The organism is Paenibacillus chitinolyticus NBRC 15660, from assembly GCF_000739915.1.
Taxonomy (GTDB): Bacteria; Bacillota; Bacilli; order Paenibacillales; family NBRC-103111; genus Paenibacillus_F; species Paenibacillus_F chitinolyticus.
In genome coordinates this window covers 664,862-686,087 of the sequence record NZ_BBJT01000004.1, presented here as the reverse complement: position 1 = coordinate 686,087, position 21,226 = coordinate 664,862, and the positions used below count along the sequence as shown (strand labels likewise).

The 21,226-nt window shown below is 52.7% G+C and carries 21 protein-coding genes; 18 read left to right on the top strand and 3 right to left on the bottom strand.

Annotated features, from left to right (window positions below; all coding sequences use genetic code 11):
• The first annotated feature begins 16 nt into the window (after positions 1 to 16).
• Positions 17 to 652 (top strand): serine/threonine-protein kinase, encoded by a 636-nt coding sequence (locus PCH01S_RS13100; protein ID WP_042229876.1) that lies wholly within the window; start codon positions 17 to 19, stop codon positions 650 to 652.
• 186 nt (positions 653 to 838) lie between these two features.
• Here PCH01S_RS13100 and PCH01S_RS13095 read toward each other — a convergent pair whose 3' ends face one another.
• Together PCH01S_RS13095 and PCH01S_RS13090 are read right to left on the bottom strand one after the other, a co-directional pair.
• On the bottom strand, positions 839 to 1,777 hold the full coding sequence (locus PCH01S_RS13095) for an ABC transporter permease (RefSeq protein WP_255246839.1): 939 nt from the start codon (positions 1,775 to 1,777) through the stop codon (positions 839 to 841).
• Complete coding sequence (locus tag PCH01S_RS13090; protein ID WP_042229873.1) at positions 1,761 to 2,690, bottom strand: ABC transporter ATP-binding protein; 930 nt, start codon at positions 2,688 to 2,690, stop codon at positions 1,761 to 1,763. The genes PCH01S_RS13095 and PCH01S_RS13090 overlap by 17 nt, the downstream gene beginning before the upstream one ends.
• 267 nt (positions 2,691 to 2,957) lie before the next feature.
• Between PCH01S_RS13090 and PCH01S_RS13085 the strand changes: the two genes are divergently transcribed.
• The 9 genes from PCH01S_RS13085 (at position 2,958) to PCH01S_RS13045 (ending at position 13,557) form a co-directional block, all read left to right on the top strand.
• On the top strand, positions 2,958 to 3,968 hold the full coding sequence (locus PCH01S_RS13085; protein WP_042229872.1) for a substrate-binding domain-containing protein: 1,011 nt from the start codon (positions 2,958 to 2,960) through the stop codon (positions 3,966 to 3,968).
• Positions 3,965 to 5,533, top strand: a complete 1,569-nt coding sequence (locus tag PCH01S_RS13080) for a sensor histidine kinase (protein ID WP_042229871.1) — start codon at positions 3,965 to 3,967, stop codon at positions 5,531 to 5,533. The genes PCH01S_RS13085 and PCH01S_RS13080 overlap by 4 nt, the downstream gene beginning before the upstream one ends.
• Entirely contained in the window at positions 5,508 to 7,157 is a 1,650-nt protein-coding gene (locus tag PCH01S_RS29300) for a helix-turn-helix domain-containing protein (RefSeq protein WP_053228708.1), read from the top strand. Before PCH01S_RS13080 ends, PCH01S_RS29300 begins: the two co-directional genes overlap by 26 nt.
• A 176-nt stretch (positions 7,158 to 7,333) precedes the next feature.
• Positions 7,334 to 7,942 (top strand): pentapeptide repeat-containing protein, encoded by a 609-nt coding sequence (locus tag PCH01S_RS13070; protein ID WP_042229869.1) that lies wholly within the window; start codon positions 7,334 to 7,336, stop codon positions 7,940 to 7,942.
• A 478-nt stretch (positions 7,943 to 8,420) separates the two neighbouring features.
• Positions 8,421 to 9,752 (top strand): ABC transporter substrate-binding protein, encoded by a 1,332-nt coding sequence (locus PCH01S_RS13065; RefSeq protein ID WP_042229868.1) that lies wholly within the window; start codon positions 8,421 to 8,423, stop codon positions 9,750 to 9,752.
• Between the two features lie 59 nt (positions 9,753 to 9,811).
• Positions 9,812 to 10,789: a carbohydrate ABC transporter permease gene (locus tag PCH01S_RS13060; RefSeq protein ID WP_042229867.1), complete on the top strand. Its 978-nt coding sequence runs from the start codon at positions 9,812 to 9,814 to the stop codon at positions 10,787 to 10,789.
• Positions 10,789 to 11,610 (top strand): carbohydrate ABC transporter permease, encoded by an 822-nt coding sequence (locus tag PCH01S_RS13055; protein WP_042229865.1) that lies wholly within the window; start codon positions 10,789 to 10,791, stop codon positions 11,608 to 11,610. The genes PCH01S_RS13060 and PCH01S_RS13055 overlap by 1 nt, the downstream gene beginning before the upstream one ends.
• 269 nt (positions 11,611 to 11,879) lie before the next feature.
• The gene (locus PCH01S_RS13050; protein WP_042229863.1) at positions 11,880 to 12,839 is read left to right on the top strand and encodes an LCP family protein; all 960 of its coding nucleotides are present in this window, start codon (positions 11,880 to 11,882) and stop codon (positions 12,837 to 12,839) included.
• 199 nt (positions 12,840 to 13,038) lie between these two features.
• The gene (locus PCH01S_RS13045) at positions 13,039 to 13,557 is read left to right on the top strand and encodes a tyrosine-type recombinase/integrase (RefSeq protein ID WP_042229860.1); all 519 of its coding nucleotides are present in this window, start codon (positions 13,039 to 13,041) and stop codon (positions 13,555 to 13,557) included.
• 368 nt (positions 13,558 to 13,925) lie between these two features.
• On the opposite strand, the gene PCH01S_RS13040 is transcribed toward PCH01S_RS13045, so the two are convergent.
• Complete coding sequence (locus tag PCH01S_RS13040; protein ID WP_009672225.1) at positions 13,926 to 14,300, bottom strand: helix-turn-helix domain-containing protein; 375 nt, start codon at positions 14,298 to 14,300, stop codon at positions 13,926 to 13,928.
• A gap of 476 nt (positions 14,301 to 14,776) precedes the next feature.
• Here PCH01S_RS13040 and PCH01S_RS31345 point away from each other — a divergent pair, with 476 nt between their 5' ends.
• The 8 genes from PCH01S_RS31345 to wzy all read left to right on the top strand — a co-directional run bounded on the left by PCH01S_RS31345 (position 14,777) and on the right by wzy (position 21,222).
• Positions 14,777 to 15,568: a tyrosine-protein phosphatase gene (locus PCH01S_RS31345; RefSeq protein WP_042229858.1), complete on the top strand. Its 792-nt coding sequence runs from the start codon at positions 14,777 to 14,779 to the stop codon at positions 15,566 to 15,568.
• A 145-nt stretch (positions 15,569 to 15,713) separates the two neighbouring features.
• Positions 15,714 to 15,836, top strand: a complete 123-nt coding sequence (locus PCH01S_RS31340) for a hypothetical protein (protein ID WP_255246838.1) — start codon at positions 15,714 to 15,716, stop codon at positions 15,834 to 15,836.
• Positions 15,833 to 16,957: a nucleotidyltransferase family protein gene (locus PCH01S_RS29295; protein ID WP_053228707.1), complete on the top strand. Its 1,125-nt coding sequence runs from the start codon at positions 15,833 to 15,835 to the stop codon at positions 16,955 to 16,957. The genes PCH01S_RS31340 and PCH01S_RS29295 overlap by 4 nt, the downstream gene beginning before the upstream one ends.
• Before the next feature lie 12 nt (positions 16,958 to 16,969).
• On the top strand, positions 16,970 to 17,287 hold the full coding sequence (locus PCH01S_RS13025) for a PqqD family protein (protein ID WP_042229856.1): 318 nt from the start codon (positions 16,970 to 16,972) through the stop codon (positions 17,285 to 17,287).
• Between the two features lie 134 nt (positions 17,288 to 17,421).
• The gene (locus tag PCH01S_RS13020) at positions 17,422 to 18,180 is read left to right on the top strand and encodes a YveK family protein (protein ID WP_042229855.1); all 759 of its coding nucleotides are present in this window, start codon (positions 17,422 to 17,424) and stop codon (positions 18,178 to 18,180) included.
• Positions 18,161 to 18,847: a CpsD/CapB family tyrosine-protein kinase gene (locus PCH01S_RS13015; protein ID WP_042229854.1), complete on the top strand. Its 687-nt coding sequence runs from the start codon at positions 18,161 to 18,163 to the stop codon at positions 18,845 to 18,847. Before PCH01S_RS13020 ends, PCH01S_RS13015 begins: the two co-directional genes overlap by 20 nt.
• Positions 18,848 to 19,174: 327 nt before the next feature.
• Positions 19,175 to 19,843, top strand: a complete 669-nt coding sequence (locus PCH01S_RS13010; protein ID WP_042229853.1) for a sugar transferase — start codon at positions 19,175 to 19,177, stop codon at positions 19,841 to 19,843.
• Positions 19,840 to 21,222 (top strand): O-antigen polysaccharide polymerase Wzy, encoded by a 1,383-nt coding sequence (gene wzy / locus PCH01S_RS13005; protein ID WP_042229852.1) that lies wholly within the window; start codon positions 19,840 to 19,842, stop codon positions 21,220 to 21,222. The genes PCH01S_RS13010 and wzy overlap by 4 nt, the downstream gene beginning before the upstream one ends.
• Positions 21,223 to 21,226: the final 4 nt, after the last annotated feature.

The following is a 21,226-nucleotide window of genomic DNA, read 5'->3' as shown; positions in this document are numbered from 1 at the left end:
TCATTGGGAGACTAAAATGGAAGCATGGATACGAAAGATCGAGCGGGAGCTTCTTCCCGGCCTCGACTTTAAAAGCGAAAAGCCATATGACCCCGTCGTGGTACATAAACTTCCCGCCCCTTGGCAGTTAGTCGGTGCGGGCAATTACGCGATTGTCGTCTCGCATCCGGACATGCCCGGGCTGGTCGTTAAAGTATACGCCCCCGGAAGAGACGGTTGGGAAGACGAGGTCGAAGTCTACCGCAAGCTGGGCGAGCACCCCGCGTACTCCCGCTGCCATTATGCGAAAAAGCCCTACCTCATCCTGAAACGGATGAACGGGAGGACTCTGTACGATTGTATCCGTTCGGGGATACGGATTCCGGAACGGGTCATTCTCGATATCGAAGAAGCGTGCGACTATGCGCGAAGACTGGGACTGGTGCCGCAGGATCTGCATGCCAAGAATGTCATGATGGAAGACGGACGCGGGAAAGTGCTGGATGTTTCCGATTTTCTGGGCGACACGCCGGATACGATGTGGGAGGATATGAAGAAGGCCTACTACCGCCTGTATCTGCCGCTTCTGTCCAAGCGCCCCATTCCGATGCCGGACACGCTTCTGAACGGCGTACGCAAAAGCTACCGCTGGCTCCGCCGCAACTCCTCTTAGGAGGAAGCGGGATGCGCCTGCGCGGGTTTATGCTCCGCCGGACGTCCGGCATACGAAAAAGCCGCACCCATTGCAAACGGGTGCGGCTTTTTCGGCTCCGTGACGGAGGCACGGTTCCGCGTAAGCGGCCGGCAGCGAAGGCTGCTTTAGGCTGCGCGCGGGCTTTTTTCATGCAAGAATAGAAGCTTACATGACGTCCCTGCGGCGGAACACCGTCCAGGTGAGTACGTTAAAGACGATAAAGTAAGCGGCCAGCACGAGGATCGAGAAGGTCATCGTCATGCCCGGGACAAGAGGCTGACCGTGCAGGTAGCGGGTCAAATCCATGTTGGAGAACAACAGGTATTTGCTCCAGTCGTACCGGCTCAGGATCATGCTGACCGTGTTGCCCAGGAACATGATGCAGAGCGAGATCCCGATCGCCAGCGAGTTGCTGCGGAACAGGGTGGAGATCATGAAGGCGAGCGTGACGATCATGATCAGCTCCACGCATTTGAAACCGTAGGTGCTCAGCATGTCGATGATGACGTTCTTCTCGACGATGGCTCCCATGCTGTTCAGCTCCAGCACGGTCGGGCTTGTTCCCGCCCCGCCGTACAGCACCAGGTTGATGACCAGGGCCGAGGTGAACAGCAGGAGCAGCATAAAGATCGAGAACTGGAAGCCCGCCGCATACTTGGCGAACACGATTTTCGATCTGGAGACGGGCCGGATCAGCAGCAGCTTGATCGTTCCGCTCGAGAACTCACCGGACATGGCGTCGGCGGCAACGACCACGGTGAAGACGGTAATGACCGCAATGAGGCTGGACATGGAGCCGACGGCCTGCCATACGGCAGCCTGGTTCGGGGACATATCCCGGTTCAGATATTCCTGGGCCAGCTTGATCTGCTGATCCAAATCGGCAGCGTTGTCCGGGAAGTCCGCCTTGGTCTTCTCCAATTGCTCGATGCGCTGAGTCTGTGCCTGGCGCCAGTCCGCACTGTTCATTCCTCTGGAATCGTAGTGGATCAGGAACGAAATCAGCCCGACCAGCCCGACAAGCAGAATGACCATAATCCAGGTCGTCAGCCGGCGGTAAATTTTCATATTTTCATTACGAATGAGATTAAGCAATTTGATCACTTCCCGTTATCTGCAAGAATTTGTCTTCGAGCGATTGCGTGAGCGGCTTCATCGCGTACAGGCGAAGACCCGCCTGGATAAGCAGAGCGCCGATGTCGGCGGCTCTTTCGCGTCCGATCGTAAGCTCGATGCCGTTCGGATGCGGGGTCACGTGCAGGTGCGGGTCAATTTCCTGCACCACAGCCTGCGCCGTTGCCGGATCGTTCACCTCGAAGAAGTAGGACGTCTCCTTCGGAGCAGCCCCTTCTCCGCGCAGATCCTGCACGTCGACGAGCTTGCCCTGCTGGATGATGGCGACGCGGTCGCACATCAGCTCCATCTCCGACAGCAGGTGACTGGAGACGACGATGGCGATGCCTTCTTCGCGGGCCAGCCGGCGAAGGTAGTCGCGCAGCTCCCGGATGCCCGCCGGGTCGAGACCGTTCGTCGGCTCGTCGAGAATGAGCAGGGACGGCCGGTGCAGCAGGGCCTGAGCGACGCCAAGCCGCTGGCGCATGCCGAGCGAGTAGGTCTTGACCTTCTCTTTGATGCGGTTTTTCAGCCCGACCAGCTCGACGACCTCGTCGATTCTGGACTGCGGGATGCCGCCCGGAAACATGCGGGCGTAATGCACGAGATTGTTCTGGCCCGAGAGGAATTTGTACATCTCGGGATTTTCCACAATGGCGCCCACGTGCTTGATGGCGCCTTCGAAGCTTTTCTGGATCGACTGTCCGTGGATCACGATGTCGCCTTTGTTCATTTTCATCAGACCGACGATCATGCGGATCAGCGTCGTTTTGCCGGCCCCGTTCGGTCCCAGAAATCCGAAGACTTCACCGGGATACACTTCGAAAGACAGGTCCTGGATAATCTTTTTGCCGCGAATTGTCTTGTTGACGCCGCGTATTTCCAATACGGGTTGATTGTTCATTTTTTTCTCTACCTCCAAAAATCCGTAATCCGTTATCGCTCGTGCAGTGCTCTCGGTTTCTCATTATATAGACCGTTCGTGTCCGGTCACACCGACTCAGGTCTAGGTTTGCTGCCCGACCTTGGTACAAATAGGTCCCCGACCCCGACCGACCCAATGGAGAATTTATTTGCTATAATAGGCATACCCAATAGATTGTAACCGTATACAAAGCAGTTGGCGAAGCGGGTGACAGCTAGAAAACAGGCTGTACGGAGGAGGAACAACGTGAAGAAATGGGCCCCGTCCAAGTGGACCGTCGGCCTCGCTGTGCTGTTTGCGCTGTTCGTGCTGCTGCTCGGCAGGTTTGCTTATACAAACGCCGAGATCAACGGGATTGTCCGGGACATAGAGGACCGCGGCCGTACCCCGGCTTCAGGCGGTAAGACGAAGCATGTGGTCATGATCTCCCAGGAGCTGGACAATCCTTTCTGGCGGACGATTGAAAAAGGGGCGAGAGACGCCGCGGAGCAGTATAACATCAAGCTGGAGTACAGCGGGCCTTACCGCAACAATATCGAAGAGCAGGCGGAGCTTTTCGGCAAGGCGATCGCCGGTAAGCCGGACGGGATTCTCATCCAGGGAATCCGCAGCGAAGCTTACAACAAACAGATCGACAAGGCCGTCGAACAAGGAATCGCCGTTCTGACTGTCGATACGGACAGCCCGGACAGCCGCAGGCTGAGTTATGTCGGCACCGATAATGTGGAATCCGGACGGCAGCTGGGCGAGCTTGTGGCAAAAGCTTACGAAGGCCGCAGCGCGTCCATCGGCATGGTGATCGGCAGCTATGAGGCCGGCAACCAGCAGCAGCGGCTGGAAGGCTTCCGGTCGGTTGTGGACGCTGAACCGAATCTTAAAATCGTGGAGGTCGGCGTCTCCAACATCTCCCGCATCCAGGCAACCCAGGCCGCGGAGCACATGCTGCGCAGCAGGGAAGGCATCAATGTGATGGTCGGCACGAGCGCGCTGGATGCGCTCGGTATTTTGCAGGCGTCCAAAAGCTTGAATAAACAGGAGCAGGTCCGCATTTTCGGATTTGATGACCTGACTGAGACGCGCGAGGCGCTGGCCCGCAAGGAAATTGAAGCCACGGTGATCCAAAAGCCGTATACGATGGGCTTCCGGTCGGTCGAAATGCTGAACCGCTATTTTCAGGGGGAAACGCTGCCAGGTTTTTCTTTTACCCGGATTGATATCTTGAATCCGCAAAATGTAGGAACGGCGGTGGCGCCGTGAGTATCCGCATGAAGCTGTTCCTGTTTATTCCGGCACTTGTCATTTTGATGAATTCGGTTACGTTTTTTATTTATCAGAGCGGACGAACGATACAGGAAAGTTATCATTTGACGATGGACCGCATTTTGCTCTACAAGGAAATTGCCCATAAAACGGAAGAAAGCTTGCGGTCCCTCAGCAGCTACCTGATCAACCTGAACGGAGAAGGCCGCGGAGCATTCGTCGCGCTCCAGGAGGAGCTGAGCAGCCTTCAGGGCAAGCTGGAGTCGGACGCCAGAAGCGAGGAGGACAGCTTCGCACGGAGGAATTACGCAAACATGCTCGGCACCTATCTGGCGGCGGCCGATTCCGTTCTTGCGGCGGTCGAGAGCAAAGACATGCAGAGATACCTCCAGCGGTACGAAGAGGCGGACAAAACCGCCGGGTACATAAAGGCCGAACACCAGAATCTGGTCGATATGGAGCTGAGCTTCTACCAGCCTCTCTACAAACAGATGCTGCTTAAAACCGGCGAAATGAACATGCTCGGCCAAACGCTTGTCGCGGTGAACATGCTGCTCAGTCTGGTTTTCGCCATCTGGCTGTCCCAGAGCATTACAAAGCCGATCGGGCGTCTGGTGCATGCTGCCAGGCAAATGTCCAAAGGCCATCTTGACACGGCTCCGCCGCCCGTGCAGAACGAAGACGAGATCGGCATATTGACGCTCGCTTTCGGGCATATGCAGGTCAATTTGAAAGAACTCATCGCGAAGAACCAGGCCAATATGGAGAAGGACAGACTTGTAAAAGAGCTGGAGATTAAAGCGCTGCAAAGCCAGATCAATCCTCACTTCCTGTTCAATACGCTGAACGTGTTGTCCAAACTGGCCCTCCTGGAAGGAGCCGAGAAAACAAGCGACCTGACGGTGTCGGTGTCCAATCTGTTCCGCTATAATCTCCGTAAGCTGGATCAGCCGGTCAGCCTTCGCGAGGAAGTCGATCACGCTAGGGAATACTTCGCGATCCAGCAGTCCCGCTTCCGGGACCGGATTTCTTTCGAGACGGACATCGACGAAGGGGCCCTGGAACAGCAGATTCCGTGCCTGACGCTTCAGCCGCTGCTGGAAAATGCCTTCATGCACGGGATCGAAAGCATGGAGGAGGGAGCTTTCATCCGGCTCGGCATCATGAAGGCCGGGGGGAACGTCCGCGTCACCGTGGCGGACAACGGAGCGGGGATGAACGAGGAGACCCGGCTTCATTTGCTCCGTTACGGATCGGCGTCCGGTGACGGGGCGGTGCCCGCTGCGCGTGAAGGGATCTCAGCCGGAGAAGAGGAAGGAGTGCGGCGGATCGAGGCGCCCTCCGGGTACGACTTCAGCCGTACGGAAAGGAAACCGTCCACGGGCCTCGGGACGCAAAATGTATTCCGGCGCCTGCAGCTTTTTTACGGAACGGACGGATTAATTGAGATTGAGAGTGCTCCCGGAAAAGGCACGACCGTGGTGCTTACACTTCCGGAAATGACCGGACAGCGTGCCGGGATAAGGGGGGATGCCTATGTACCGCTTGCTGATCGCGGATGACGAGGCGCTCGAAAGAGAAGGGCTGGAGTGGATGATATCACGCTCCATGCCCGGCGTATTCGAGGTGATCCATGCCGAAAACGGGCGGACGGCCATTCAGCGCGCCGAGCAGCACCGGCCGGATATCGTGCTGATGGACATTAAAATGCCGGGAATCGAAGGGCTGGAAGCGCTGCGCCGCATCAAAGAGATTCATCCCCGGATGAAGCTTGTGCTCGTCACGGCTTACGATTATTTCTCTTATGCCAAGCAGGCCCTGGAGATCGGAGTCCGGGATTATATGTTGAAACCCGCGAAGCGGGAGCAGATGATTGGACTCCTGACTTCACTTGTGCAAGAATTAGAGGAAGAGCATGTCCGCCGGGAAGAAGAACTGAAGACTACGGAAAAACTGGCCCGTCTGGAACCTTTGGCGGAGAGTGAGCTGGCTATGCATCTGATGCGTGAGCGGACTTCGGAAACCGGGGAGAGCGATCTGCTGGAGCTGCTGGACCTGCCCGCCGACCCTTCGGGTTACGCGCTGGTTCTTTCATTCGAGGAAGAGGAGCCGCACCGCGTAAGCGGCGGACCGGGACTCTGGGGAAGCGGCGGAGAGAACGGGGATACGGCTTCCCGGAAGCATATGTACGACGCGGTCAAAAGCTGGTGCCGCACGCGTTACACATGCGTGGTCAGCCCGCTCATGGGCCGTCACCTGGCTGTTTTTGTGATCCGGCCCGGTGAGACGGAAGAGAGCGAAGGCTCCGGCCGGTCTTCGCACAGTGTGCCGAGAGGTACTTCGGCAGAAGAAGGTGCGCGGGTCGGCGGTGAAACCGCAGCCGCAGCCGCAACCGCTAGGGCGGCCGAGTCCGCGGGGGAGGCCGACAGCGGCCGGGACGGCGGAAATGGAGCGGGAAGCAGCCGGTACGAGACCGCCGCGGCGAATGCCGTACTGGACGACAGCGGCCCAGACGGAGCGGCCGTGAAAGCGCGTCACGGCCGTCCCATTCCGCCTGCCCCGTCAGCGGAGGCCGCCGAGCCTGCCGCAGCCGCGGGCAAGCTGCACGGCTACGTGAGCGGCCGGCTTGGCCGGCGGGTGACCGTCGGCGCCGGCAGGGCGCATCGCGGCCTGACCGGGCTGCGCCGGTCCTACGCCGAAGCCTGCGCCGCCGCTATAAACGCGGACGAATCTGCGTTTGTCCGCGTATATGACGGCGAGCCTGCAGGGGACGGCCCGCCTGTCTTTGCCGGGAACGCCGCGGCGGGTCACGGCGTTCCCGGCGAGCTGGAGCTTGCCGCGCAGAGGCTGCTGAGCGAGCGCGAAGAGCGTACGACCTCCGTGCTGAAGGAGGCCAAGGATTGGATCGACGGGCACTTCGTCGAAGAGATTACGCTGGAGCAGGCGGCGGAGCGGGTGCATTTGAGCCCCCATTATTTCAGCAAAATGTTCAAGCGGCATATGGGGGCGACGTTCATCGATTATGTCACCCGCCTGCGCATCGAAAGGGCCAAAGAGCTTATGAGGAACGAGGAGCTAAGCTTGAAGGAAGTCTGCTTCGAGGTCGGCTATAAGGACCCCAACTACTTCAGCCGGGTATTCCGCAAAGTAACCGGGGTTTCCCCGACCGAATACCGGGGGCGTTAGCTCCATGGCGTTTTCCGGGGCCGACGACCGTCATGCTATGCCCCGCCGGGCTGGGAGCCCACGGTTTTGCGAAGGGATCATCGGCGGCCCGGCAGTAAACCGTGCAAGCTGCACAAACTGACGTGGTAAAGCGGGATTTTGCGATAAGTATACACTCATAGAATGGAAGAGGACTTATGTATTCTTATATAGAAGAAACTTACACAGGCACGGATTTCAGCGGGCGCGATTTGGGAGAGGGAGAGCTGAGGAACTGCACGTTCGAACGATGCCGCTTTATCGGCACCCGTCTGGAAGAAGCCTGGACCGAGAGCTGTCAATTTATCGACTGTGACTTCTCTGGAGCGCAGTTCAACGCCTCTTCGCATAAGCGGAGCGCTTTTACCAACTGCCGGTTCCGGGGAGCCAATTTTTTTGTCGCCAAATTTGAGGAGTGTAAGATGATCGGTTCCGATTTTAACGAAGCTTCTCTGGACGGAATTACGATTGCCGGGGGAGACTGGTCTTACACGAATTTGCGCTTTGCGAATTTATCGAAGCAGGCCATGAGGGGAATCCGGCTGATCGAAGCCGATTTATATTCCTGCAACCTGGAAAAGGCCGACCTGAGGGACGCCGATCTGACCCGGGCGAGAATGGGCAAATCCCGGATGCAGGGGACAGATCTACGCGGAGCTGTCATGGACGGGGTCGATTTTATGTCGCTCGATATAAAAGGGGCCCGCATGGACGCTCATCAGGGAGCGGCTTTCCTGCGTGCCTATGGGGCCAGAGTGGACGACTAGACCGGGAAAAAGGAAGGAACCGGGCCGATCCGCTCTCTGCGGTTTCTTTCCTAGATGCGGTGCGGACGCAAAGGCCATAAAGGGCGTAAAGTCAGGCCGTGCAGGAGGCCATTGCGGTGCATATCGCTCGGAACGCATGCTTTGATGAGAGAAAAAGTCATCCGGGCTGCGTCACGCATTGCCAAACATACACGCTGGTTTACAGACCGGGGAGGCGGCAGCCGCCCGGCCAAATCCATTCCGTTTATATAGCGGGATGGATTTTTTTGTGGAGATGAAGAGCTGGCAGCGTAAAATAATGCTGATTTTTGAAAAGGGGCAGAGTGTGCTTTCATACAATACAAAATTTTCCAGAACACGCGCAAACTTGTGCAGATTATTCCGCAGCCGGTGGCCGTCAGCCTATGCTACGATATTTATGTAAACGGATACATCAAGGTTGCGGCCCATAAATATAACGAAAAAGGGGATCGATCACATGAAACGCAAGATGGCCACCGTACTCTCTGTCATGACGATAGGTACGACACTGATCGCAGGCTGCGGGTCCGGAGAAAGCGGCGGGAACGGAGCGCAGACAACCCCCGGAGCGTCTTCGCCGGCTCCGTCGGCAGCGGCAGGCGGCTCCAAGAAAGTGGAAATTTTCAGTTGGTGGACAGGTGCCGGTGAAGAAGCGGGCCTTAAAGGGCTCATTGATCTTTTTAAAACGAAGAACAAGGACATTGAGCTGGTCAACGCGGCCGTAGCGGGCGGCGCAGGCACGAATGCCAAAGCGGTGCTTGCCAGCCGGATGCAGGGCGGTGATCCTCCCGGTACGTTTCAGGTGCATGGAGGCGCTGAGCTGAATACGGGCTGGGTGGCGGCCGGCAAGATGGAAGCGCTGAACGATCTGTACGACAAGGAAGGCTGGAAGGATAAATTCCCGAAAGATCTGATCGACCTTGTGAGCAAGGACGGCAGTATTTATTCGGTTCCGGTGAACATCCATCGCGGCAACGTCCTCTTTTACAATAAAAAAGTATTCGACGCGAACGGCCTGAAGGCGCCGAAGACGTTCGACGAGTTTTTCCAGGCGGCCGACGAGCTGAAAGCGAAAGGCATCACACCGCTGGCGCTGGGCGATAAAGAACCTTGGACCGCCACGATGATTTTCGAAAACGTGCTGCTCGGCACGCTGGGTCCGGACGATTACATGAAGCTGTGGACGGGCGAGATTTCTTTCGAGGACGCCAAAGTGAAGCAGTCGCTGGAAACGTTCAAGAAGATGCTCACGTACACGAACAAAGACCATGCCGCCCGCAACTGGCAGGATGCGGCGCAGCTCGTGGCGAAAGGCGATGCCGCTATGAATATTATGGGCGACTGGGCGAAGGGCTACTTTACTACCGATTTGAAGCTGAAAGCCAATGAAGACTTCGGCTGGGCGGCGACGCCGAACACCGAGAACAGCTTCATGGTCATCACGGACACCTTCGGATTGCCGAAGGGCGTGAAAGATCCGGAAGCCGTGAAGGAATTTCTGAAGGTGCTAGGCTCCGTCGAAGGACAGGACGTCTTCAACCCGCTGAAAGGCTCGATCCCGGCACGCACCGATGCCGATACGGGCAAGTATGACGCCTACGGCAAACAGACGATCGAGGAGTTCAAAAAGAGCAAGCTCACGCCGAGTATGGCGCACGGCTCCGCGGCTCCGGAAGGCTTTGTGACGCAGGCCAACCAGGCGATGACGATCTTCGTGACGAAGGGCGATGTGGAGCAGACCGCGAAGATGCTTCAGCAGGCGGCAGCCGCGAGCGGCATGAAAAAATAAATGAAGCGGTCAGGTGGGCGGCCATCTGACCTTCTTTTTCGGGAAGGAGGCTGGAGGCTGTGCGAACGGAAGCAGCGGTGCATGTGCCCGCAGAGACAGAGCGGGGTGTGAAGCCCCGGCGTAAGAGAAAAGGCGGCAGGTGGGTGCCGATTTTGATGGTGCTGCCGTCTTTTGCCGCTATCCTGGTGTTCGTATACGGCTTTATCGCCTGGACGGGGTACGTGTCTTTGTCCAATTGGAATACACTGGTGAAGGATTTATCCTTCGCGGGTTTAAGCAACTTCAAGTTTCTGTTCGCCGATTTCCGTTTTCAGTCGGATCTCCGCAACACGCTGATGTTTACCGTCCTGTTTATCGCGGCCACGATGGCGATCGGGATTTTCCTGGCGATGATGGTGGACGCGAAAATTAAAGCGGAGGCGCTGTTCCGCAACCTATTTATTTTCCCGATGGCGCTCTCGTTTGTGGTAACCGGAGTCGTCTGGCAGTGGATTCTTAATCCGTCGACGGGGGTGAACCTCATCCTGAAGTCTTTCGGAATGATGGACCCTCCGAAGTGGTACACAAGCACGGAAATCGTGCCGGGCATCGCCTGGGGACTGATCGATTTCGGCCTGCCGCTGGCCCTCATTGCCGTTGTCATTGCCGCGGTATGGCAGATGTCCGGCTTTACGATGGCGATGTATCTCGCCGGGCTCCGTGCGATACCGGACGAGCTGAGGGAAGCGGCGCGTATGGACGGGGCTGCGGAGCGGCAGGTGTTCACCAGAATCATTTTGCCGCAGCTTCGGCCCGTGACCGTGAGCGTCGTGATCATTCTTGGGCACATCTCGCTCAAAATCTTCGATCTCATCTTCGCGATGACCGGACCTGGGGCGATGTTCCTGACTGACGTGCCGGGTGTCTACATGTTTGAGACGACCTTCCGCGGCAATCATTACGCTCAGGGGGCGGCCATCGCCATTATCATGCTCCTGTTCGTATCGTTGTTGATCGTTCCGTATCTTTTCTCGAGTCTGAAAAAGGAGGAAGGCTGATGCGTCTCGCGCAGATCAACCGTTCGCTGCTCTATATGCTGCTCGCCGTCATGGCCTGCCTTTACCTGGTGCCGATCTACGTGCTCGGGGCGACCAGCTTCAAGGGCTTGGACGAGATTACGCTCGATCAGATGTGGAGGCTGCCGTCTCATCTGGATTTCTCGGGATATAAGACCGCTTTCGACAAGCTCGCGCCGAATTTCTTGAACAGTCTGTATCTTGCCGTACCGGCGACGCTGCTGTCCGCACTGTTCGGATCGCTTAACGGCTACGTGCTGTCCAAGTGGCAGTTTCGCGGATCGAACACTCTGTTTGCCCTGATGCTGTTCGGCATGTTTATCCCGTACCAGAGCATTCTCATTCCGCTCATTCAATTCCTGCAGAAGATTCACCTGTACAATTCGATTCCCGGCCTTATCCTTGTCCATGTCGTGTACGGTCTGCCTATCTGCACCCTGATCTTCCGCAACTTCTACGCGGGCGTGCCGGACGAAATCATGGAAGCGGCGAAAATCGACGGCACCGGTTTCTTCGGGGTGTACCGCTATATCATTATGCCGCTGTCCATTACCGGCTTCGTAGTCGTCGGCATCTGGCAGTTCACGAACATCTGGAACGAGTTCCTGTTCGCGGTGACACTGACTTCCCAGAAGCAGCAGCCCGTTATGGTCGCTCTGCAAAATTTGTCGGGAAGCCAGATCGTGCAGTGGAACGTGCAGATGGCCGGAGCCATTCTGGCGGCCCTTCCGACTTTGCTCGTTTATATTTTCCTCGGCAAATATTTTGTCCGCGGCCTGCTTGCCGGCTCTATTAAAGGCTGAACGCGAGACCCCGCGGCGGCGGCAAAAGTCTGCATCCCTTCCGGAGAAGGATGCGGACTTTTTGCGTATCCGGCGAGGAAGGGGGGCCGGACCGGACGCCGGACAGGCGGGCAGGTGAACAGGCAGAGAGGAAGCCGGGTGCAAAGGACGGTGTTCCCTTGCACCTTAAGTCCCAAAATTTAGAAAATATCGGAACTTCAGGCGGTTGTTTTCCAAAAGGTTTGATGATACAATTTGTATCGTACGACAAGATTGAGGGAGGACCTTTCTTGAAGAAAAAAACCAAATGGAAAATCGCGGCGCTCAGTGTTCTCGTAATCGGGGTTTCGGCCAGCGGCTGGGCTTACTGGAGCCTGGACCCGTCCAGGCATTTCGAGAATCAGGATATCCCCGTACTGGCACAGCCGCAAACTGCCGAAGCGGCAGCACCCGGACCGGTTCAGGAACCGCCCAAACCGGACATGAAGTCGTTTAACATTCTGATACTCGGTGTCGATTCACGCAGCGGGGAGCCTTCCCGCAGCGACGTCATGATGGCGGTTCATGTCGTACCGGCGGAGCGCAAAGTCAATATCCTGTCCCTGCCCCGGGATACGCGCGTGCCCGTTAAGGGAGTCGGTTTGACGAAGCTGAATCATGCGCACATCGTGGGAGAGTCGAAGGGAGGCAATCAGCAGGGAACACTTGTGGCCACGCAGACGGTCAGCGATTTCCTCGGCGTGCCGATCAACTATTATGCGAAAACGAATTTCGAAGGATTCAAGCGGATTGTCGACAAAGTCGGAGGTGTGGACCTGACACTGGAGAAAGACCTGCACCTGAAATTTCAGAAAACGACGATTCCGAAAGGTCAGCAGCATTTCGACGGAGACACGGCCCTGAAGGTCGTACGGGAACGTTACGGAGCGGAAGGGGGAGAATTCGGCCGGCAGGAAGAGCAGTCCCAAGTTCTTCGCTCTATTGCCATCGAGCTTTTAAAACCGGATAAAATTCCGCAGCTGGCGACACTCCTGCCCTCCTTGCGCAAAGACATTCTCGATACGAATTTCTCGGATTCCGATCTGATCAGCCTCGCCTGGCTTTTCAAAGGGGTCGGTCAGGACAACTTCCGTTACACCCAGCTTCCGGGGCACAGCGGACGTGAAGAAGACCCGCTTGTCGGCTCCAATTTGTACTACTGGATTCCCGATTCCGAGTCCGTCAAAAAAATAAAAGAAGATTTATTTTAGATATTATGATACAATTCGTACCAAAATGAAGTCTTTAGACCTAGATACAAAGATTCATTCCCGCAGGCGGACATGAGGATTAAGTAATGATAAAAGATCGCCAAAGGGACTAGGCATACGAAATGTGGTGTGCTATAATGCCCTTGATACAAAATGTATCATACCATGGGTTAACTAATTTAATGGAGGGATTTCTTACATGCAAGTGGCCCAACCTATTCGTGACCCCGAAAAAATTATAGAACTTCAGGGCGTCCTGAAGAATCATTCCATGAGGGACTGGCTTCTTTTTACGATCGGCATTAATTCGGGTCTGCATCTCAACGATATCTTGAGACTCCGGGTGAAAGACGTGAAAGACCGCAATGAAATCAGCATCACCGAGGAGAAAACCGGCAAGAGCAAATCGTTTTGGATCGATGACGCCCTGAAGTCTTACATCGGCGAGTATGTGCAGTATATGGGTGACGAGGACTATATGTTTCCTTCGCAAAAAACCGGCAAACCGATCAAGCGCATCCGCGTCTACCGGATATTAAACGAAGCCGCCAAGCGGGTGGGATTGCAGGACATCGGAACGCATACGCTGCGGAAGACATTCGGTTACCATTATTACCAGCGAACGAAGAATATTTCCGTCCTTCGCGACTTGTTTAACCATTCGGCTCCTTCCGTAACCTTTAAATACATCGGCATTGATAAAAGAAACAGCGGTTGAGCGTTTACTTTTTATTACTCCGGAGGCTCCGAAAAGAGCAGGAAAGACCTGCTACAGCAGATAATCCGGTAATGTATGCGGTTTCATAAAAGATCCCGGCTAAACAAAGAATCGACACCCGGGATGGAGGAGTCGAAAGGTTTGAAAAGGATACAAAATGTGCTTGACACGGATACAAGATGTATCATAAATTAAATTCATGAGCAGAACGCTTGGGTATGATTACCATTTCAAAACCGGTGAGGGTGCCATAAAAATGACGGATGAAATTGTTATTGATCTCTATAAACTAGTGGACCAGCTGAATTTGAATCCGGCTATACTAAGCTCGTTTCAGACACGAGGTCCGGGAGACGGAACCGAGCCGCCTACTCCGACATCGAACGTTCCGCCCTCACGAAAGCGATAAAACGCTTGGCTTCTTCGGCAGTCAGCTTGCGGCCGTCAATGGACAGTGCGAATTTTTCCAGAATCTTATCGTCGGAAAGTTCCAGGCTGTTCACGAAATCTCTCACATCTTCGTCGAGCACCGCATGCGGGTTGGTCGTTCTTCCGAGCAGATAGTCGGCGGACACTTTGAAGAAGGTCGCGATCTTGTTCATCGTTTCGAAATCCGGCTCGCGCCGGCTCGTCTCGTAATGCGATAACGCCGCGCGTGATATGCCGAGTTTGTTGGCCAGCTCTTCTTGAGTCAAAGCATGCTTTTCTCGCAATTGAGCAATGCGATCCCCATGTTTATTCATCTTAGAATTCCTCTCATTCCACTAGAAAGTAATAACCAGTATAACCACGTCGGCCAATCGTTTAAACCGGTATCACCTAACAACCGCTCGCTTGAATAGGGCTCAATCGGTTACCCGTCAGAGATTACATTGAAAGGTCGATATACTGAAATTATAAATTTTTTGATACAAAATGCAACTATTTGTCGATAAAATGTTTCTCCACAGACCGTAATAACCCCTTTTTTTATGCCGTTTTTACTTTAATTTAAAGAACTTTATACATTATATTCCGTGCTTGACGACTTATGTAATGTTTGGGATTGTATCATAATTTGAGATGGAAAGCATACGCTAACTATCATTCGATCGTCCCAAGCCCGGGTTCCTTCTGCCCACTCATGAAAAAATGAAGGCGGACTTTCATGAAAATTTCATGAAAGTCACGCAAAACTTAACCCGGTCCAGACCGGAATCCGGATGAAGGAGGCGGTCATATGTATACGGATCTGCACTGCCACATCCTTCCGGGGCTGGACGACGGCGCTCCGGATCTGGAAGCCGCGCTGACGATGGCGGAGCACGCTGCGGCGTCGGGCATCAGCCGTGTCGTGGCAACGCCTCATCACGGCGGCGCCTACGAGAACGAAGCCCCGGCCGTGCGGGAGGCCGTCGAGCTCCTGCAGCAGGCGCTGGACCGCCGGGGCATCGCCCTGACCGTCCTGCCCGGACACGAGATCCGCGTCTACGACCGGCTTCTCGATGACCTGCTGGACGGCCGGCTCTGCACCCTGGGCGGTTCCCGCTATCTGCTGCTGGAGCTCCCCGGCGGCCGCGTGCCGGGCGGCTTCGCCGAGCTGCTCCATGAGCTTGGAGTGCGCGGAATCGTCCCGATTCTCGCGCACCCCGAGCGGAGCAGCGAGATTCAGCGCCGGCCGGAGCTGCTGCGCGAGTGGATGGACGGCGGCCTGCTGCTCCAGGTGACGGCGGGAGCCCTCACCGGGGACTACGGCCGCCGGATGCAGGCATTCTCGCTGAGCCTCTGCCGCGCTAATGCGGTCCATTTCCTGGCCTCCGACGCCCATGACGTCGTCGTCAGGAAATGGCACCTCGCGGACGCCTACGCGCTCGCAGCCCGGAAGGTGGGGCCGGAACAGGTCGCGGCCTACCGGGCTAACGCGGACTATGTCGCGCGTGACGAAGTCATTGTGCCGGCTCTTCCGGCCCGTAACATGTCGCTATCTCGGGCCCTGTGGCCCTGGCCCTTCAATATTCGAGTTAAAGGGTAGGGATTGGTCATTTTTCGCTTGACAAGATACATATCGTATCATAAAGTTAGTATTGTAGATACGAATTGTATCGGTTTGGTGTGAAACGGATACTCGTTGTAGCAGAGTCCCTTTCATAAATAATTATCCGCAAGGAGTGAAGCTAGTGAAGAAGGCGTATATCGCACCGACTGTTTTAAAACACCAGCAGATCGTTTTCGAGACCAAGCCGTCCAAGCCGCATCCGTGCGATAACGGCGGTCACACAGGCAGTCCGAATTGTAAATGACACAGCCCCTCATCCGATTTATGAACGACCTGTATGTGGTTCACGGTGCATTCTCCTTCACTGAGGAAGAATACGGACAGATCGCCGAAGACTTGGACCTATTCTCCATCACGGCTCAGGTGTACCACATGCTGAAAGAGAAAGGGAGACTGGGTGAGCTCCCCCTCTTTCTCCAAGACCATCTGAAGCGCAAGGCGGAAGCGACTCTGTTCCAGAACTTGCTTCTCAAGACAGAGACAGACCGGCTGCTCCGATTGTTTGAAGAAGCGGGGCTTCAGGTCCTGCTTATGAAAGGCATCTATTTCAGCGAGCGGTATTACGGCGGGTTCGGAGTAAGAGGGACGACGGACATTGATCTTCTTATCCAACCGGAGAACCTTTCCGCAGCGGCTGCTATTGTCGAGACCTTGGGGTTTGAAAGGTTTGACGAATCGGATGCGAGCCATCACGTCGTATACACGAGAGAAGGAGCTGCCGGCCGGCTTCCCATTACGGTTGAAATTCACTGGGGACTGGTGGAGTTTCGTACAGCCGATATCGATTACGATTTATTTTGGAGTCAGTCCCTTCCTTTGCAGAACTACGTGCATATCCGGAGGATGAACGATTCGGATACATTTTACAGTATATGTTTACACGGTTCTCAACACAGGATGAATTCCATACGCTATTTCTTGGACGTTGTTCATTTGCTCCAGAATGCGGATGTTGAATCCGTCAAGAAAGGAGTGGTCCAACGGGCTGCTCGGGAATATACCGTGAAAAGAATGAAAACGGTGCTGGCGGCCGTTGATTATCTCTTCCCGGGTCTTCCGGTTATCGTGCCGGTCAGACCATCTATCCCGCCATTCTGGTCCTACTCGCTTATTCGCAACGTGCAGCAGGGTCATAAAGGATCTAGGAATGCCCTTTACATCCTGCTTTATCATCTGACACAAGTATATGACAGGTCCGCACATACGGGTGCCTGGTTCTGCAATTTTCTTTTCCCCTATGTTCACCCCGCTTTGCTGGGATTGGATGGAGTGAGGAGCGCCTCACGCTGGAAGCATTTTAAATCCGTTTATGCTGAAAGGTGGAAACGCTTGACTCGTCACGTCAAAATGAAAAAATATGTTTAGGAGATTCGCTGGATGGAAAAAAAATTCAGGCGCCATCAAGATACGGAAGTCATGCTTCTGGACGGGGAATACGTGATTATGCAGATGAACAGGCAGAGCATCACTAGAGTCAACGAAGTAGGCGGTATGATTTGGTCCCTGCTCTCCGAGACCAGAACCGTGCATGAACTTGTGTTATGTTTGCAGGATCACTATGAGACGACTTACCAGACGGCCGAGAATGACATTCATTTGTTTTTACAGCAGCTTGAAGAATATGATTTGGTTGAGATTATGGAAGTCGTAGAAAAAGAATCTGCCCCGCTACCGTATCGTTCGGCGGTTACGTAAACTAGAAACAGGTTGTTATTGGTAAAAACTGTATTTTTATGTTCATTGTGATACAATACGTATCAGTGATTGAATAAAAGTGATACAAATTGGTAAGAGTAAGGCATTTCACTCCACTGGAGGTTAGAACCATTATGGAACTCGACTTGAAAGAGTACTTGCACATTATTCGAAAACGGATTTGGCTGATTGCAACTATCGTTGTCCTTTCTTGTCTTGTGACGGGGTTAATCAGTTATTTCTATATAAAACCGCAGTATGCGGCCAGTACAAAATTGATTGTAAATTCCTCGTATCAGACGGAGGGAATTTCCAGAATCGATTATAGCGAAGTCAGCGCGAGCATCATGCTGGTGAACACCTACAAAGAGATTATACGGACGCCGGCCATCTTGGATAAAGTGGCGGCTCAACTGCCGGAACTTCAGCTGACAGCGGATGAGATTATTTCGATGGTAAAAGTGAGCGCCGTTAATGAAACGCAGGTTTTGACCATCACGGTCACCGACTATAGTCACGCTACGGCCGTAAAACTGGTGAATGCGATATCCAATGTCTTCAAAACGGATATCCCCCAAATTATGAAGGTAGACAACGTAACTCTGCTAAATCAGGCGAAACAGGAAGAAGCTCCTTTTCCGGTTAAGCCGAACCCCAAAATGAATATCGTCATCGCCTTCATTTTATCGGCGCTAATCGGAGTCGGTCTGGCGTTTCTGCTGGAGTATCTGGATGACACGCTCAAGTCGGAGAAAGAGATTGAACAGTATCTCGGACTTCCTACATTAGCGGTAATCAGCCGGATTAAGGCTTCGGATGCACCGAGTAATGTCCCTTCCAAACCGGAACAGAAAGTTGTAGGTGAATCGGTCTATGCCGGCGTTAACCAATAACCGCTTAATTACACATGTTAATCCTAGGTCGAATATTGCCGAAGCTTATCGAACTTTGCGAACGAACATTCAATTCTCCTCCATTGATCAGGAAATTCGGAGCGTTCTCATTACCTCCGCACAACCCGAAGAAGGGAAGTCGACAACGGCGGCCAATCTTGCCGTGGCTTACGCTCAGGAGAACAAGAAAGTCCTGCTGATTGATGCGGATTTAAGAAAGCCGACCTTACACAAGGTATTTAATGTCTCTAACCGTTCCGGACTTACTCATGTACTCGTAAACCAGGATCGATTTGAGGATGCTTTAACCGATACGGGAATTCCTAACCTGACCCTACTTCCATCGGGACCGGTTCCGCCGAATCCCGCTGAACTGCTTGGCTCTAACCGCATGCTTACTCTGCTTGAAGAAGTCGGCGATTGGTATGACATGGTCATTATTGACTCGCCCCCGCTGCTTGCTGTAACGGACTCGCAAATCTTGGCGGCCAAAGCGGACGGAGTCGTTCTTGTGCTCAATCACGGCAAGGTCAAACGCGACCGGGCTCAGAAAGCTCTGTCGCAACTTCAATACGTAAAAGCGCGCGTTCTCGGCGTGGTGCTTAACAATAAAGCCTACTCCAAAAAAGAGTCTTCTTATTACTACTATTACGGCGAAAAAGCTTAAAAAGCGGTTTGTTGTTCGGCTCAGGTTATGTCTACTGTACCTCTATCACTGTAGGCACTCGGTCATGCTGTGGGCGCGAAATGCGCCTTAGACGTTAATCGTCGAAGGGATGATGTGAGGGGGGGTTCGATGCCCCGGTTTTTATTTTGACTTGTCAAAATAAAAACACGAGCTATGCGGTTTTAAGGAAAACCGCATAGCTCGTGTTTTTATAACAATCTTTTAAGGGAGGTAGACGGTAATGTTTGCTGCGTCCAACTGTCATCCTTAACGATCTTAAACACCAGATGGCCATGGACCTTTTTAAAATATGGAGGTAGATGAAACATGTATAATGACCAAAATGGGCTTCTGAGGGAGCCGGCAGTGTCGGTGGAAGTGTCAATTCGTGAGAAAAAATATTTCTTTGGTTTTTATTCGTTTTATACATACGCGAAAAGAATTTCTGATTTTTTGTTAGCCTTGATTGGTATCGTGCTGTCTCTGCCCATTATGCTCGTTGTTGCTCTAGCTATCCGCCTGGAGTCGCCGGGCTCGGTCTTCTTTATGCAGGAAAGAGTAGGGAAGCATGGCAGGCTTTTTAAAATTATTAAATTCCGTTCTATGACTATGGATGCGGAGAAGAATGGAGCCCAGTGGGCACAAAAAAACGATAGTCGGGTGACCCGTGTCGGCAAGTTTATACGCAAGACAAGATTAGATGAAATCCCGCAGTTCATAAACGTTTTAAAGGGAGATATGAGTCTGATCGGCCCTAGACCGGAAAGGCCTGTGTTTACGGAGCAATTTAACGAAGAAATTCCAGGCTTTATAAATCGGCTGGAAGTAAAGCCCGGAATTACGGGATGGGCTCAGGTAAATGGAGGGTACGAGATCACCCCTAAGCAAAAACTGGAACTGGATTTGTATTATATCAAGAAAAGTTCTTTTAGGCTTGATATGAAAATTTTACTCAAAACTGTTGGCGTCGTATTTACAGGAGACGGAGCACGATGAATGCATGGTTGTTGAAACCTTTAGGGGCCAGGTGGAAAACAGCTTTATTGACCCTGTTTGTAATTATTTTGGTTAGTATATGCTCCATTCTTTTATTTGCCCATATCCTTTTAACCCAAATTACTGTGTTTTGCTTGGTGAATATTGCTTTTATTCGATTATATCTAAAGTTAAATCCTGCTCTAAACGCTTTTACAAGCGTTACTGTTTTATTTAGTTTCTTTTTTTTGATTTATGGCATAGCTTTGCCGATGGATACTTTGTTTCAAAATATAAATTTGATCCAAAGTGATGAAGTAATTGGAACCTTTAAAGCCTATTTAGCTGCTAACCTTTGCTTTGTAGCCGGTGTTTTGGTAAGTCAATTTCTGAAAGTTCGGGGAAAGGATAAGTTAGTATCGGATACACCGATAGATCTATTGAAAATACAAGCAGCTGCTATTGGATTATTACTGATCGGTCTTACCCTAATGGTGTATGACCAGTTTCGATTGGGTGGCTTTGATGTAATCGGTGTTGAGAATAGAATGAATAATTTTGTGGCACAAAGACAGTCAACCAACCTTGCCATTCCTTGGAAGATAATGATTACGGCAGGATTTTTTGGCTGGTCTATTTCTGTCTGTAGTAAAAAACAGCTTTATCTTCTTTATTTTACCCTTATAAGTGTTTGTTTGTTTTATTTTTTTGGTTTGGGAAGCCGTTCTTTAATTTTAATGACGATTCTGCCGACCTTCGCCTGGTTAGTTAACCAACGTAAAATAAAGCTGACGAGTATGCGTAAAGTTATCCTTGTCGGAATCGTTTTAGCTATGATGTCACCTATTTTTAACAATGTACGGCAATCCATAATCGAAAATAAAAGCATGGATTCTCCTAAGCAATCGTGGTCTTTTTCCGAAGGAGAGACAGGAACGGCCTTTGAAATCACAAATGACATACTAACTACATCCATCTACCCGAATGCCGATCCATCTTATTTAACAGCCGTGTTATATTTTCTCCCCTCCTCAATATATAAGTTTTTTATAGATCATGAGAAACCTTTAAATATGGGGGACTGGTATGTCAGCTACTTTCACCCTTACCTTTACCAACATGGCGGGGGGATGGGATTTTCTCCAGTAGCTCAAGCTTGGATGAATGGGGAATGGTGGGGAATTTTCGGTGTTTTTATCATCTTGGGTTTTATTCTTTGCAGCTTAGATAGAACCCTACATATTCATTATTTGGTTCTTCCCTTTGCTATCTGGTTTCAAAGGTCTTCATTTCATTCGGTTATGACAGACTTTATCTTTATCTTGATCTTTTATTCATTCATTCGGTTTGTCGGTACACTAGGTCAGGTTTCCAAAAAACCAAAATATAAAATTCAATAGAATT